The organism is Chloroflexota bacterium, from assembly GCA_040902225.1.
In the GTDB taxonomy this organism is placed as follows: Bacteria; Chloroflexota; Limnocylindria; order QHBO01; family QHBO01; genus CF-167.
The window spans coordinates 46,591-59,993 of sequence record JBBDXT010000005.1 but is presented as its reverse complement, the minus strand read 5'-3'; the positions used below and the strand labels follow the sequence as shown (position 1 = coordinate 59,993).

At 69.8% G+C, this 13,403-nt stretch carries 16 protein-coding genes; 6 read left to right on the top strand and 10 right to left on the bottom strand.

Going from position 1 to position 13,403, the window contains the following annotated elements:
- Positions 1–4: 4 nt before the first annotated feature.
- Entirely contained in the window at positions 5–208 is a 204-nt protein-coding gene (locus WEB29_07960) for a dodecin family protein (protein MEX2136869.1), read from the top strand.
- A gap of 13 nt (positions 209–221) precedes the next feature.
- Here WEB29_07960 and WEB29_07955 read toward each other — a convergent pair whose 3' ends face one another.
- The 10 genes from WEB29_07955 to WEB29_07910 all read right to left on the bottom strand — a co-directional run bounded on the left by WEB29_07955 (position 222) and on the right by WEB29_07910 (position 10,130).
- Positions 222–758, bottom strand: coding sequence for a hypothetical protein (locus WEB29_07955; protein ID MEX2136868.1), 537 nt, complete (start codon positions 756–758; stop codon positions 222–224).
- A gap of 315 nt (positions 759–1,073) precedes the next feature.
- Positions 1,074–2,798, bottom strand: coding sequence for a TPM domain-containing protein (locus tag WEB29_07950; protein MEX2136867.1), 1,725 nt, complete (start codon positions 2,796–2,798; stop codon positions 1,074–1,076).
- Positions 2,799–2,824: 26 nt separating this feature from the next.
- A complete protein-coding gene (locus WEB29_07945) occupies positions 2,825–3,286 on the bottom strand; it encodes a DUF4307 domain-containing protein (GenBank protein ID MEX2136866.1) in 462 nt (153 codons plus the stop codon).
- A complete protein-coding gene (locus WEB29_07940) occupies positions 3,283–3,906 on the bottom strand; it encodes a DUF1684 domain-containing protein (protein ID MEX2136865.1) in 624 nt (207 codons plus the stop codon). The genes WEB29_07945 and WEB29_07940 overlap by 4 nt, the downstream gene beginning before the upstream one ends.
- Before the next feature lie 73 nt (positions 3,907–3,979).
- Positions 3,980–4,906 carry an ABC transporter substrate-binding protein gene (locus WEB29_07935; protein MEX2136864.1) on the bottom strand — a complete coding sequence of 309 codons (927 nt, stop codon included), beginning with the start codon at positions 4,904–4,906 and terminating at the stop codon, positions 3,980–3,982.
- Between the two features lie 95 nt (positions 4,907–5,001).
- Positions 5,002–5,715: an ABC transporter permease gene (locus tag WEB29_07930; GenBank protein ID MEX2136863.1), complete on the bottom strand. Its 714-nt coding sequence runs from the start codon at positions 5,713–5,715 to the stop codon at positions 5,002–5,004.
- Between the two features lie 3 nt (positions 5,716–5,718).
- Positions 5,719–6,381 (bottom strand): ABC transporter permease, encoded by a 663-nt coding sequence (locus WEB29_07925; protein MEX2136862.1) that lies wholly within the window; start codon positions 6,379–6,381, stop codon positions 5,719–5,721.
- Entirely contained in the window at positions 6,378–7,511 is a 1,134-nt protein-coding gene (locus tag WEB29_07920; GenBank protein MEX2136861.1) for a betaine/proline/choline family ABC transporter ATP-binding protein, read from the bottom strand. Before WEB29_07920 ends, WEB29_07925 begins: the two co-directional genes overlap by 4 nt.
- A complete protein-coding gene (locus tag WEB29_07915; GenBank protein ID MEX2136860.1) occupies positions 7,508–9,574 on the bottom strand; it encodes a DUF2298 domain-containing protein in 2,067 nt (688 codons plus the stop codon). Before WEB29_07915 ends, WEB29_07920 begins: the two co-directional genes overlap by 4 nt.
- Positions 9,564–10,130, bottom strand: coding sequence for a hypothetical protein (locus tag WEB29_07910; GenBank protein ID MEX2136859.1), 567 nt, complete (start codon positions 10,128–10,130; stop codon positions 9,564–9,566). Before WEB29_07910 ends, WEB29_07915 begins: the two co-directional genes overlap by 11 nt.
- Positions 10,131–10,234: 104 nt before the next feature.
- On the opposite strand from WEB29_07910, the gene folE reads away from it, so the two are divergent.
- The 5 genes from folE to meaB are packed head-to-tail and all read left to right on the top strand — an operon-like array spanning position 10,235 to position 13,387.
- On the top strand, positions 10,235–10,816 hold the full coding sequence (folE, locus tag WEB29_07905) for a GTP cyclohydrolase I FolE (GenBank protein MEX2136858.1): 582 nt from the start codon (positions 10,235–10,237) through the stop codon (positions 10,814–10,816).
- A 4-nt stretch (positions 10,817–10,820) separates the two neighbouring features.
- On the top strand, positions 10,821–11,123 hold the full coding sequence (locus WEB29_07900; protein ID MEX2136857.1) for a 4a-hydroxytetrahydrobiopterin dehydratase: 303 nt from the start codon (positions 10,821–10,823) through the stop codon (positions 11,121–11,123).
- Positions 11,120–12,046: an LLM class flavin-dependent oxidoreductase gene (locus tag WEB29_07895; protein ID MEX2136856.1), complete on the top strand. Its 927-nt coding sequence runs from the start codon at positions 11,120–11,122 to the stop codon at positions 12,044–12,046. The genes WEB29_07900 and WEB29_07895 overlap by 4 nt, the downstream gene beginning before the upstream one ends.
- On the top strand, positions 12,039–12,452 hold the full coding sequence (locus tag WEB29_07890) for a cobalamin B12-binding domain-containing protein (GenBank protein ID MEX2136855.1): 414 nt from the start codon (positions 12,039–12,041) through the stop codon (positions 12,450–12,452). The genes WEB29_07895 and WEB29_07890 overlap by 8 nt, the downstream gene beginning before the upstream one ends.
- A 5-nt stretch (positions 12,453–12,457) precedes the next feature.
- Positions 12,458–13,387: a methylmalonyl Co-A mutase-associated GTPase MeaB gene (gene meaB, locus WEB29_07885; GenBank protein ID MEX2136854.1), complete on the top strand. Its 930-nt coding sequence runs from the start codon at positions 12,458–12,460 to the stop codon at positions 13,385–13,387.
- Positions 13,388–13,403: the final 16 nt, after the last annotated feature.

Here is a 13,403-nt window from a genome sequence, read left to right as displayed (position 1 = left end):
CGGCATGTCAGTCGCGAAGGTCACCGAGCTGAGCTGCACGTCGAGTGAGTCGTTCGAGGATGCCATCCGCCAGGGAATGGCTCGCGCCAGCAAGACGTTGCGGGGCGTGCGCGGTGCCTGGGTAAAGGAGCTGCGCGTGAACACCGGCAGCGACGGCGGGATGGAGTTCCAGGCCAACATCCTGGTCACCTTTATCCTCGAGGGATGAGGCGGCTGGAGCCCTACTCGACGGCGAGCCCGATGCGGTGCTCGCGACGCACGAACCGCCCGCGGTAGGTCGGGTTCGAGACTCGCGCGTTGACTGTCGCCGCGTCGAGCGGCTTGGCGCTGCGCGGGGCCCGGTAGCGCCCTCGCGCAGCGATCGCTGAGGCAAGCTCGGCCGCGGTCTGCGGTCCGAGCTCCCTGATCACCGCTGTGATCTCGTCATGGAGCGCGACCCTGGGGCCGGCCTTCTTGGCGGAAACAGCCTTCCTCGGCCGCCCAGGTCCGCGCTTTGCGGGCGGTGCAGGCGCCTCGGTTTCGGGCTCCGCGGTGGGCGCGCCCGCCATCTGATCGAGGCGCCGTGCGAGCTCGTCCACGCGAGCGGTCAGCGATGCCAGAGCGTCTGCGTTGACCGGCAAGGGGGCAGGTGAGCCAGCGCGGGCGGCATCCAGGCGCTCCTCGACCCAGCTGGTCACCAGCTCGCCGGGGCGGATCCCTGCCTCGGCCGCGAGCAGCTTCAGGGCGCCGAGGCGCCGCGGGTCGAGGCGGATCGACATGCCCCCGTCGTCCATCGATCGCGGCGAAAAGCCGGCCGGACGAGGCGGCCGCGCGCCGAGGCTGCGGTCTCGCGGCGGTCCGCTGAAGTCGCCGCCTTCTCGCGGTGGACGGTCCCCATACGCCGGGCGATCCCGCTGCGGACGGTCCCCATACGCCGGGCGATCCCGCTGCGGGCGGTCGCCGAAGCTGGGTCGGTCACCGGGTGGTCGTCCGGGGCCGCCGGGTCGGCCGCCGCCGGGGCGTCGGTCAGGTCGTCGATCGTATGGCATCGGGGCCACCATAGCCCCTGAACCGCCGGGGCGCCAGCAGCCGGCTCAGAAGCTCCCGCCTCCGCCTCGGCCGCCGGAGCTGCCACCACCGCCGAATCCTCCCCCCGAGGACGATGAACCCGGCGAAGAGCCGATGCTGCCGACCGCGCTGAACATGCCACCGATGTCCGGCATGCCGGAGCCCGAGAAGATGCTTCCGCCCGCCATCCCGGCACTCATGGATGAGGAGGGAGAGCCTCCCCCCAGCCAGAGCGGGTAGTAAACGCCGGTGGCCGTCGACGGATTCTTTTCATGGTCCTCGAGCGTGCGCTGCAGGACCTTCGCGACCTCGTCATGCAGCCCGAGGGCGAAGCCCCAGACCACCGCCTTGTCGGGAGTGTCGGCCAGCAGCTTGACGGTCGGATCGGCAACCACCTGCTCCATGCTGCGCGCCTGCTCCATCGTCTTCTGGAGCGTGCGGCGGAAGGCCTTCAGCATCGCGTCGACATACGCGCCATTCGGGGTCCGCTGCGACATGAACTGACCGATCACCCACGTCAGCGCGCCGCCGGCCCCCGTCGCGGCCCCGAGCAGCGTCAGCCCGGACATGGGGATCAGGAAGCCGCCAAGCACGAAGAGCCCGCCGAGCAGCATCTCTCCGACCCCGATGAAGCTCCAGCGGGTGATCAGGGTCGACGGGCGGCGGGTGAACCAGCCGAGCCGGACCACCTCATCCTCGAGATCATCGCGCACGGCCTTGAGCAGGTCGTTGAGCTCCCAGAGTTTTTCGCGGGAGATGATTCCGCTGGCGAGCGCCTGCTGACGCAGGAGGTCCCACGCATCTCGCTCGGCGCTTCCCAGCCGACCTCCGGTCGGCGCCTCGTCGCGGATCTCGATGGCCGGGTCGAGGAGCGGGTTCGGCTCGTCATCGGACTTCACCTTGTCGGCGCGGTCGAGGTTCTGGAACGCGATGCGGCCGGTGCTGGCCAGCTCCATCAAGAGCGTGTTGATCGAATGCTGGCTTGCCTTGCCCCCTCGTGCCACCGTGGCCAGCGGGGGCGTCATGTCGGCCGGCGGCCCAGCCATCAGGATCGATGGCGAGTCGAGAACCTCGGGATCATTCCCCTCGCGACGCCAGGCTCGGTACACGAGCCCGACGATGAGCAGGAAGCTGAGCGGGGCGCCGATGACGCCGACCACCGCATTGGCCTGGCGCAGGAAGTTCAGCCGGGCCGTCGCCGCGGGCGTGATCGCCACATCGATCAGGCTGACCGCCTCGATGAGCCCTCCGCCGATCTGTCCCTGTCCGGCGGCCGGCAGGATCACCTCGTCGAAGACCGACTGGAGGTCGCCCTGCGAAAGGTAGCCGCGCAGGAATCCCGCGCCGGCGTAGTAGTGGGCCTCCCCGTGGAGCAGGCTCGGTTCGAAGCTGATCAGGAAGACGAGTCCGTCGTCAAAGCCGGCGCGGCCGACCCCCCATTGATCCATGAGCGCCCGGGCCGCCGCCAGGTTGGAGTCTGGCGTGGCGGACTCGTCGACCTGGACGTAGATTGCCAGCTCGGCCCCGCTGCGCGCCTCGATCGCGTCGATCTGGGATTCCAGCGCCTGCTCGATCCCCGGGTCGAGCGCCCCGGCCGGGTCGTAGACCGCCTGTCCCTCGCCGGGGTCCGGAAAGCTTCGCTCGCCCGATGGAGCAGCGAAGAAGCCGAAGACCGCGGCGGCGGCGATGATCGCCCAGAAGAGACCAAATACGATAGTGCTGGCGACGCGGAAGACACGAACCACACCCACGCCAGCAGGATAGACGCCCGGCGGGACTAGGAGCAGCTCACCTCCACGCTGACCGGAGCCCGTGGCAGGCCGGGGATCCGTTCGGTGAACGTGACGGTCCCTCCGCCCTGCACCTGCGGCGAGACGGTGGAGCGAATGCGCAGCACCAGGTTGGACCCATCGCGCGCCGTGACCTGGCATTTCGCCCGACCCGCACGCGTCCCCTGGTTGGTCACCTGCACCTCCACCACCACGGCGTCGGGTGGGTCGCTGCTCCAACTGAGCGCTTCGCCACGGAACGGACCGATGCCTCGCAGCGACAGGCTGGCGGCGATTGCCATGATCACCACCCCGGCCACGATGGCGACCACGATGGTGCCGTGGTACTGGGTTGCCGACGGCGTGGCCATGCCGGCCCGGTTGCAGACATCGCAGATCGTCTCATCGGGACCGATCTGGCGTCCGCACTTGTAGCAGCTGCGCGGCGGTCGGGGGTCGGCGGGCGTCACAGCGCGGGTGTGAGTCGCTCGCCGGCGCGGATCGGGACGGTCAGCCAGTTCTCGGGCGGGGCCAGCGGACAGCTCCAGATCGGGTCGTAGGCGCAGGATGGGTGATAGGCGTAGTTGAAGTCGACCACCATCTCATCGCCATCCGAGCCGAGGTCGGCTCCCTTCCCCGAGTCCCACAGGTAGCGGCCGCCGCCGTATGACTCGGTGCCGCTGGTGGCGTCGCGAAACGGGATGAAGATGCCGCCGGCGTACTCGTTCAGCCAGTAGACCGCAAGGCGCGCCGATGTGCCGTCGACCACGAAGCTGACCCAGCCGATCCTGGCGTAGGGCATCGCCGGGCCGGCTGCCGAGCGAGGCAGGTCGAGCGACGGCGCATCTGGATCGGGCTCGAGTGCCGCACGGAAGGCGAGCAATGGTGCGTACCGCCAATAGGCGAGGCCGCGGAAGTCAGGCCGCGCCGCGACGGCAACTGGCGAGGATGGGTGGGAGGCAAAGAGCCGGTCCTTCGCTGCGCGGAACCCGAGCAGGCGTGCCGGCTCCCCGCGCACGTCATTGCGCAGGGCGCCGTAGGTTGCTGCCACGCGGCGGCGCCAGTCGGCGAGGTCGAGGTGCTCGGACATGGGTGCCCGGAAGTGTACGGGCGGCGCCGCCCGGAGGCTGCGCCGCCCGCATCGGTCTCTGGGGAGATTTGAGCTACGTCACGATGCCCTGGTCCGCCAGCCACTGACGAGCCACGTCCTCGATCGACTCCTGGTTGACGCTGACCTGCACGTTGAGCCTGGTCAGTTCGGCGGTGGTCAGCTTGGCCGAGACCGCGTTGAGGGTGGTCTCGAAGTCATCGGGCGCCGCGTCCAGCAGGTCGTTCCGCACGACGGGCGCCACGTTCTGGGCGGGGATCAGCTTCTTGTCGTCCTGGAGCAGGACGAAGTTGTAGCGCTCGATGTCGGCCTGGGTGGTGCACAGTTCCGCCACACCGATGCCGCCCTCGTTCAGCGCGGTGGCCATCTCGCCCGAGCAGGCTCCAAGGTTCTCGACCTGCAGCGTGGCGATGTCGATGCCATACACGCTCTTCAGGCCAGGGCCGCAGGACGGGTTGTCGCTGCACTCGAGTGGCAGGCCCCATTTCAGCTGACCGGCCACCTCGGCCAGGTCGCTCATGGTGACAAGGCTGAGCTCGTCGGCGGTCTCCTGCCTGACGACGAAGCCGTCGCCATCTTGCGCCGGCGCGGCATCGAGCACGGTCAGGTCCTTCGGATCGAGGACGGCAGCCAGGTTCGTCATCGTCTCGTCGGTGTCACCGGTCGCCTCGCCGCCTAGGAAGCGGACGAGCGATCCGATGTACTCCGGCACGAGGTTGATCTCGTTGCTGTCGAGCGAGGGCATGGCCAGCGCGCGACTGGCGAAGTCCTTGCGTGCGACCGTGTAGCCGTGCGCCTCGAGCGCCTGTGCGTAGATCTCGGCCAGGAGCTGCGATTCGTCGAATCCCTCGGATCCCACGGTCACGGCAGGCTTGGCCGCTTCGCTGGCGCTCGGTGATGTGCTGCTCCCACCCGTCGTGCAGGCGCTGGCCAGCAGCGCGAGCAGCGACGCCCCGAGGGCAGCCGTGCGGTATCTCCGCATTGGGTCCTCCTTGTGTCCCGGCCCTGCGCGCCGCGGCGCGGCGGCTGGCCGAGCGGCGAGTCTAGCAGCGGCCACCGACCAGGTCGGAAACGGGTTCAGCCGCCGGCTTCGGCGCCGGTCGACGCTGTCTGCAGTGTGCCCAGACCGGGCGGGATGACGCTGCGCTGCAGTACCCCAAAGAGCAGCTCGGTCAGGAGCGACAGCGCGGCGATCATCAGCGCCCCGGCGAAGATCTGCGGCATATCCTGCGTGGCGATCCCCTTGAGGACGAAGTACCCGAGACAGTCGGCCGAGATGACGGCGCCTAGCGACGCGGTGGCGACCACTTGCACCGCAGCCGTGCGGATGCCTGTCAGCAGCAACCCGGCCCCCACCGGCAGCTCAATCCGGGTGAGCAGCTCCAGCTCGCCCATCCCCATCCCGCGGCCCGCTTCGACCAGGTCGCGATCGACCTCGCGCAGCGCCGCGTACGCGTTGGTGACGATCGGCGGAATGGCCAGCGCGATCAGGGCGATCAGGGTCGGCACGAAGCCGAATCCGAGATTGAGCCGCAGGCTGATCGGGAAGACGACGCCCAGGATCGCAATCGATGGGATGGCCCGGCCGATATTGGCCAGCGCGATCGCGAAAAAAGCCCCGCTTCCCGTGTGCCCGATTGCGATACCGATCGGCAAAGCGATGACGACGGCAGCCAGCAGCGCAAAGACAGACAGCGCCAGGTGGCCGAGGAGGTGGACCGGGATCGAGTTCTGCCCGTTCCATTGCTCGGGAGCGGCGAACCAGGCGACGACCTGCCCCACGAAATCCATCGGTCAGGCGCTCCGCGTCCGCGTCCAGGGGGTCAGCAGCCGCTGCAGCGCGACGAAGCCCAGGTCGGCCAGCACGGCCAACACGACCGATCCAAAGGCGCCCACCAGGATCGCGGTGGGGAAGCTGGCGCGGATCCCGCGCTGCACGATCAGGGAGCCGAGGTTGCTCTGCCCGATCAGGGCGGTCACCGCCACCAGGCCAACGGTCGTGACCGTGGCGATGCGCAGCCCGGCCACGATCGTCGGCAGCGCGAGCGGCAGCTGGACACGCCACAGCAGCTGCCACGGACCGTAGCCCATGCCCTGCGCTGCCTCGAGCACGTCCCGCGGCACGGCGTCGAAGCCCGCCACGATGTTGCGAACCAGGATCAGGAGCGTGTAGCTGACGAGCGCGATCTCGGCCGTCAGCAGCGACACCCCGGTGAACGGGATGAGGAGGGCGAAGAGGCCCAGGCTGGGGATGGAGTACAGCAGCCCCGACGCGCCGATAATCGGCGGATACAGGCGACGCCAGCGAACGACGAGCAGCGAGAGCGCGAAGGAGAGGACAAAGCCGACTCCCACCGCAATGACGGTCATGACGATGTGCTCCCAGGTCCGCTCGCCGATGTCGTCCAGGTTGGCGACGACCCAGTCCCATCGGATGAAGGGCTCGTCCGAGCTCACATGGCGCCTCCTTTGCGCAGGACCTCGGAGATCGCGTCCACGCTGACGAGGCCCAGGACTCGATCACCTTCGTCGACTACCACCCCCAGCTGGACCGAAGAGCCGAGCATCGTCGACAGCGCGTCGCGCAGCGTCGTCTCCGGCTGCAGGGTTGGCGAGCCCGGCGTGGCGTCCTCGGCGGCAGTGACGCCGTCGATGGCCAGGTCGCGCTTCCCGAGCCAGCCGATGGGGCGATCGTCGGCATCCAGCAGCAGCGCGTAATGCGCCCCGGCGGACGCCAGCCGCCTGCGGATATCGGCGCGCTGCTCCCCGGCCCGAGCGGTGATCGGCTCCTGCAACGGGAGGTCGCGGACCCGCGCCAGCGAGAGCCGCTTCAGGCCGCGATCGGCTCCAACGAAATGCTCGACGAAGTCGCTGGCCGGTGCCGCCAGGATGGCGTTGGGAGTGTCGTACTGGGCCAGAATCCCGCCTCGCTGCAGGATGGCGATGCGGTCGGCCATCTTGATCGCCTCGTCCACGTCGTGGGTGACAAAGACGATCGTCTTGCGGACCTGCGCCTGCAGCCGCAGGAACTCGTTCTGGAGCCGGTCGCGCAGGATCGGGTCGACGGCACCGAATGGCTCGTCCATGAGCATCAGCGGGGGATCAGCCGCCAGCGCACGGGCCACGCCCACCCGCTGGCGTTCGCCCCCGGAGAGCGCGGCAGGATAGCGGTCACGGTAGGTCGCCGGCTCCAGCCGGACGAGGTCGAGCAGCTCCTCGACCCGGTCGCGGATGCGCCCCTCCGACCAGCGCAGCAGGCGCGGCACGACCGCCACGTTCTCCGCCACCGTGAAGTGCGGGAAGAGCCCTACCTGCTGGATGACGTAGCCGATCCGCCGCCGCAGCTCGACCGGCGGCAGCGCCATGACGTCCTCGCCGTCGATCGTAATCCCGCCGCTGGTGGGCTCGATCAGACGGTTGATCATCTTCATGGTCGTCGTCTTGCCGCAGCCCGACGGTCCCACGAGGACCACGATCTCCCCGGCGGGGATTGTCAGCGACAGATCCGACACGGCCGGCGGAGTGCCCGCCGGCCCGTAGCGCTTGGAGACGTGATCGAGGGTTACGACCGCCGCGCTGCTGGTCACCGGCGGAATGATAGGGAGCCGGGCGCACGGATCGAGGCGACCCCGCCGCTGACGTGCCAGATCCGCACTCCGGACCGATCGTAGACGAGCTCCCAGTCCGGGCTCTGGTCGAAGATGGTCGGCTGGCAGGCACGTGGCGGACCGGTATCGAGCAGATAGGTGGCGCCGAGCGAGCGCGTCAGGTCCGCGGCCTGCACCGGGTCTCCCGAGCAATAGATCGCCTCGACCACCGCGGAGCGCTCGTCGGGCGAGTAGCCGAGGTTGGCGATGTACGGCGTGAAGGTCAGCACCCGCAGGCGGCCAGCCGGATCGGTCGGCGAGTTGAGCCAGCCGTTCGTCACGAAGACGGAACGCTCCGGGGTGTTGGCGGCGATCCACTCCGCGGCCTCGACCTCGCTCCAGCCGAGCACCACCTCGCGATTGAGGGCGGTCCAGGCCGAGACGAGGAGGGGCGAGGGGATGCTCACCAGCAGGACGGCGGCGATGGCCGGCGCGGGCCAGCGCCGGATCAGCCAGGCGGCCAGCACGGCCACCGCGATCCACATCGCCTGGAAGTACTTGTTCATGTCGAATCCGATTGCGCTCACCTGCACGACGTTGGGCACCACGAAGAGAGCAACCAGCCAGATCGCCAGGAACCCGCGGTGTGGGACGCGCGGAAGGAGCAGGGCGAGCAGCGCGAGGACGAAGGGCAGCCCCAGGTTCGTGAAGTAGAAGAAGAGGACTGCCCATGACCCGTCACCCATCGGCGCCGACTCCCAACCGACGACCCACTGGAGGGTGCCGCTGCCGCGAGCCTGGGCCACGGCCGCGATCGCGAACGGCACGGCCAGCAGATAGGGCGCCAGCAGCAACGCGGCGTTGCGCGGCGCGTGCCGGTCGAACAGCCGACCACCAACGACGGCCCACCCCAGCGCCAGGGCCAGGAAGACCGGGAAGAAGAAGAAATGAAACGGCGCAAGCAGCGCGCCCAGCAGGCCGGCAAGGAAGATGAGCGCCGGTCGGTCGCGCCAGCCCGCTGCGCGCGCGCGGGCGGAGGGCAGGCCAGCCACCAGCAGGAGAACGGCGCCGACGAGCATCGGCAGCCCCGCGGTCGTGGCGCGGTGCACGAGGAGTCCCGTCCCCATCACGGATGGGATGCGGAAGTAAGGCCAGTCCGTCAGCCACGAGTTGTCGTACGAGTTGCGCGTCACCAGGCTGGGCAGGTCGCCAAATCCGTTGGCGAGGTCCCCCATCAGCCGCACCCAGCCGAAGCCGCCCGCGAAGACGACGAGGACCACCGCCAGCACGGCGGCTCGTCGCGCGCCGCGGCCGCGCAGCAGGGTCCGTACCAGGCCGTGGACGACGAGCGCGAGCGCGCCCGCCAGGATCGCCGAGGAGACCACGAAGCTCGGAACGGAAAAGAGGCCCGCCGCGCGGGCAGCGATGGCGGCATGGAAATCCGCGAACCAGTGGTAGATGAGCGGCTCGCCCGCGAAGTACGGCACCTGCGGCGGGAAGTTGCCGGCGTTGAGCGACTGGGCGATCGAGAGGTGAACCCCCAGGTCGCTCCAGTTGGAACCTCCGGCAGAGATCCCGTTGGGGGTCGCCTGCCACAGCCCGGACTGCAGGACCGCTCCCACGAAGCCCGCGCAGCCCGCGGCCAGGGCGAAGGCGAGCCAGTCGCGACGGACGGCGTGCCAGACCGCGGAGGCCTGGTCGAGAACGGAGCGTGCGCCGCCGCGCAGGACGCCGATCGGGATGGGGAGCGCCAGCAGTGCCACCACCGCAAAGATCGTCTCGCGCCGGTAGCCACCGGTCGCGAGTGCAACCCAATAGACGAGGTGTGCGCTGAGCGCCACCGACAGCACGATCGCGAGCCCGAGCCGCCCGGTGGCAGCGATCCGCGGTCGCACCCAGCCGACGATCGCCCAGCCGGGAAGGACGAAGAGGAGCGGCCAGACCACCAGCACGGCCACCGCAGGCTCCACCCACGCCGCGAGCAGCGCACCGCCAACCACCACGGCGGCCACGATCGCCTCGACGACCCTCAGCCCGATGACTCCTCGTGGGTCAGGTGGCACGCGCGGTCCGTGACAGCTTTGGGAGCGGCTGACGAGGATCAAGCAGTGCAACGATCCGATCGACCTGGACCTTGGTGAGATTGCCCCCTGCCGTGATCGTCGCCGCGAGCGCATCCGCGTCGCGGATGACCTGGATGCCGGGCCGCTGGCCGGCGTCCCATTCGATCTCCACGCCCCGCGGCGGCACCAGGCAGGCAGTCACCGCCGACGGCAGCGTCGCCCTCTCGAGGTACATCTCCAGGCGACGTCCGGCGAGCCGGGCGGCGGTGATGCGGTCGGCGTCCCACGGGACCCACGAATCGGTCGCACCGCTCAGCCGATACCAGTGGCCGTTCCGCTTGCGGTACCGGCCCAGCTCGGCGCGCAGCGTCAGCGCGCACGTCCCGCCTGGCCCCACCACGACCGCCTCGATCGGCTCCTTGCCGCCGGCGAGGACCATCCGCAGATAGTGGTAGCGGTCGTCGAGACGCCTTCCCAGCGGCCCGCTCAGCCGATCACCGGCGGTCCGGGGCAGGGCAAGGCGCAGCGATGGAGAAGACGGTCGGTGAATCACCATGGCGACGGGCGGCGGTCCGTGCGGATTCGGCGGGCGCGGTTTGAGTCTACCGCCGCCAATGCCCCTCGCCTAGCCCGCGCGGGTGCCCTGCTAGCATGCCGGTCATGGACGAGCGCTCACCCGGCAGCCAGATCCCGGAGGCGGTCAGGACCCTCCTCGTGGAGCTGGGCGAAGATCCCGATCGCGCGGGTCTGTCCGGCACCCCGGACCGCGTCCGGCGCATGTATGCCGAGCTGACCGAGGGCTATCACACCGATCCGGGGGCCCTCCTCAGCAGCGCCACCTTCGAGGTCGACTACGACGAGATGGTGGTGGTCCGCGACATCGAGTTCTTCTCGCTGTGCGAGCACCATATGCTGCCCTTCTTCGGCAAGGCGCACGTCGGCTACCTGCCGCGCGGCCGGATCATCGGCCTGTCGAAGATTCCGCGCGTCGTGGACATGTATGCGCACCGGCTGCAGGTGCAGGAACGCCTGACCCAGCAGGTGGCGGGCTTCCTGATGGAGCGCCTCGATCCCAAGGGGGTCGGCTGCGTGGTCGAGGCGACGCACCTGTGCACGGTCATGCGCGGCGTCCGAAAGCAGGAAGCGACCATGGTCACCAGCTCCATGCTCGGCACCTTCCGGGCCGATGCCCGCACGCGGTCCGAGTTCCTGACCTTCATCGGTCGCTCGTCAGACCGCTAGGCCGATGCCCTACGCACCGCTCCTGTCCGACGCGGGGATCGCCGCAGCGCTCGAGGCCATCCCGGACTGGCGCCGCCAGGGAGATTGGCTGATTCGGACAGTCGAGTGCCCGACCTTCCGCGCGGCGATCGCCCTCGTCAACCGCGTGGCCGATGCCGCGGAAGAGGCCGATCATCATCCGGACATCGAGATCAACTGGCGGCGCGTGACGTTCAAGCTGACCACGAAGGCATCGCATGGGCTGACCGCCAAGGATGCCGCGATGGCGGCGACGATCGACCGGCTGGCCGCGCAGGGGGACGAATGAAGATGGGGCTGATGCTGCCGCTCGGCGAGCAGGAGAAGCTCGGCCGGCCGCTGGCATGGGAGGAGCTGCGCGGGATGACGCTTGCCGCCGAGGAGGCGGGGCTCGACTCGATCTGGGGTGCCGATCACCTCATCTTCCGCTCGGATGGCGAGTCACATGGCATTCACGAGTGCTGGACGATCCTGACAGCCGTGGCCGCCATCACGCGGCGGGTCCAGATCGGCCCGATGGTGCTGGCGCTCCCATTCCGCAATCCCGCGCTGGTAGCCAAGATGACGACCGCGCTGGACGAGGTCTCCGCCGGGCGTCTCATCCTTGGGCTCGGCGGCGGCTGGCACGAGCCGGAGTTCGACGCGTTCGACTACCCGTTCGACCATCGGGTGGGCCGTTTCGAGGAGGGGCTCAACATCGCGCTGCCCCTCCTGCGGATTGGCAAGGTGACGTTCGAGGGCAGGTGGCACCGTGCCGATGCGGAGCTGCTGCCGTCCGGCCCGCGTCCCAATGGACCGCGGATCCTCATCGCCGGAGAGGGCCCACGGATGCTGGGTCTCGTGGCCCGAAACGCCGACGCGTGGAACGCTGCCTGGTACGGTCGACGTGAGGCGGCCGCGGAGCTCGAGGACCTCATAAAGCGACTCCACGAGGCAGGCGTCGCCGAGGGTCGTGATCCGGCCGAGATCACGCTCACCGCTGGCCTCTTCGTCTCGTTCCCCGCGCTGCAGCAGCCTGCCGACGAGGGCCCACCCGAGATTGCGATCTCCGGTGGCACGGAGGAGGTCGGCCGAGCCCTCGCTGCCTACCGCGAGCTCGGGATCGAGCATGCGATCGTGCACCTGTGGCCGCGCAACGCCGCAGCGGTCACCGAGCTCGGGCGCGCAGCCGAGGTGGCGAGGGCGGACGCTAGAATCGGCGCGCATGGATGACGCCCGCAGCATCCCGATCCGCGTCCTGATCGCCAAGCCGGGGCTCGACGGCCACGACCGCGGCGCCAAGGTGCTCGCGCGCGGCCTGCGCGACGAGGGCTTCGAGGTCATCTATACCGGCCTGCGCCAGACGCCGGAGATGATCGTGGACGCCGCCGAGCAGGAGGACGTGGACGTGATCGGCATGTCGATCCTGTCGGGGGCGCACATGGCCCTGCTGCCGCGCGTCGTCGAGCTGAGCCGCGAACGTGGCATGGACGACGTGCTGATCGCCGCCGGCGGAATCATTCCCGATGCCGACGTCACCAAGCTGAAGGCGGCGGGGATCGGTGAGATCTTCGGCCCGGGGACCAGCATCGGCCAGATCGCGGGCTACTTCCGCGAGCACGCGCGCCGGCGCGCCTGAGGGTCGTGGCCGACCTCGCGGGGCTGCTGCGCGGCGCCGTGGCGGGTGAGCGACTTGCGCTGGCTCGTCTGCTGACCGCGATCGAGAACGACGCTCCCGGCCTGCGCGACCTGCTGCCCGAGCTCTTCGCCGCCGGGCGCGGAGGACACCTGGTGGGCATCACCGGACCACCGGGGAGCGGCAAGTCGACCCTCGTCAATGCGCTCACCGAGGAATGGCGGGGCCGCGGCAGGCGGGTGGGAATCGTGGCCGTGGACCCATCGTCGCCCTACACCGGCGGCGCGATCATGGGGGACCGGATCCGGATGATGGGTCATGCGGCGGACCGCGACGTCTTCATGCGCTCGATGGCCAGCCGCGGCGAGCTGGGTGGCATCGCGGCCGCAACCTGGATGGCCGCCGCGGCCCTCGACGCGGCCGGGTACGACCCGATCCTGATCGAGACGGTCGGCGCCGGCCAGAGCGAGGTCGAGATCGCGCGCCTGGCGGAGACCACGGTCGTGGTCGAGGTCCCGGAGATGGGGGATGAGGTGCAGGCCATCAAGGCCGGCCTGCTCGAGGTCGCCGACCTGCTGGTCGTCAACAAGGGCGACCGTCCGGGAGCCGATCTCGCCGCACGCCACCTGCGCGCGATGCTGTCCACCGCGGGGGGTCGTGTCGGCCGCAAGCCGCCGATCATGCTCACGACCGCAACCAAAGCGGAGGGAGTTGCCGTCCTGGCGGACGCCATCGAGGCGCACCGCTCCACGGCGCGTTCACCGGAGCAGGCCACCGCCCGCGCGCGGAACCAGGTGCGCCGTGCGCTCGCCGACCTGGCGATGGGCCGTGGTTCGCATCACGCCGATTGGGAGGCGACCGTGCAGTCGGTGGCAACGCGCGAGCTCGACCCGATCACAGCCGCCGAAAGGCTGCTCGCCGAGGACGCGGAGTCCTAGCCGAGGGGCAGGCGTC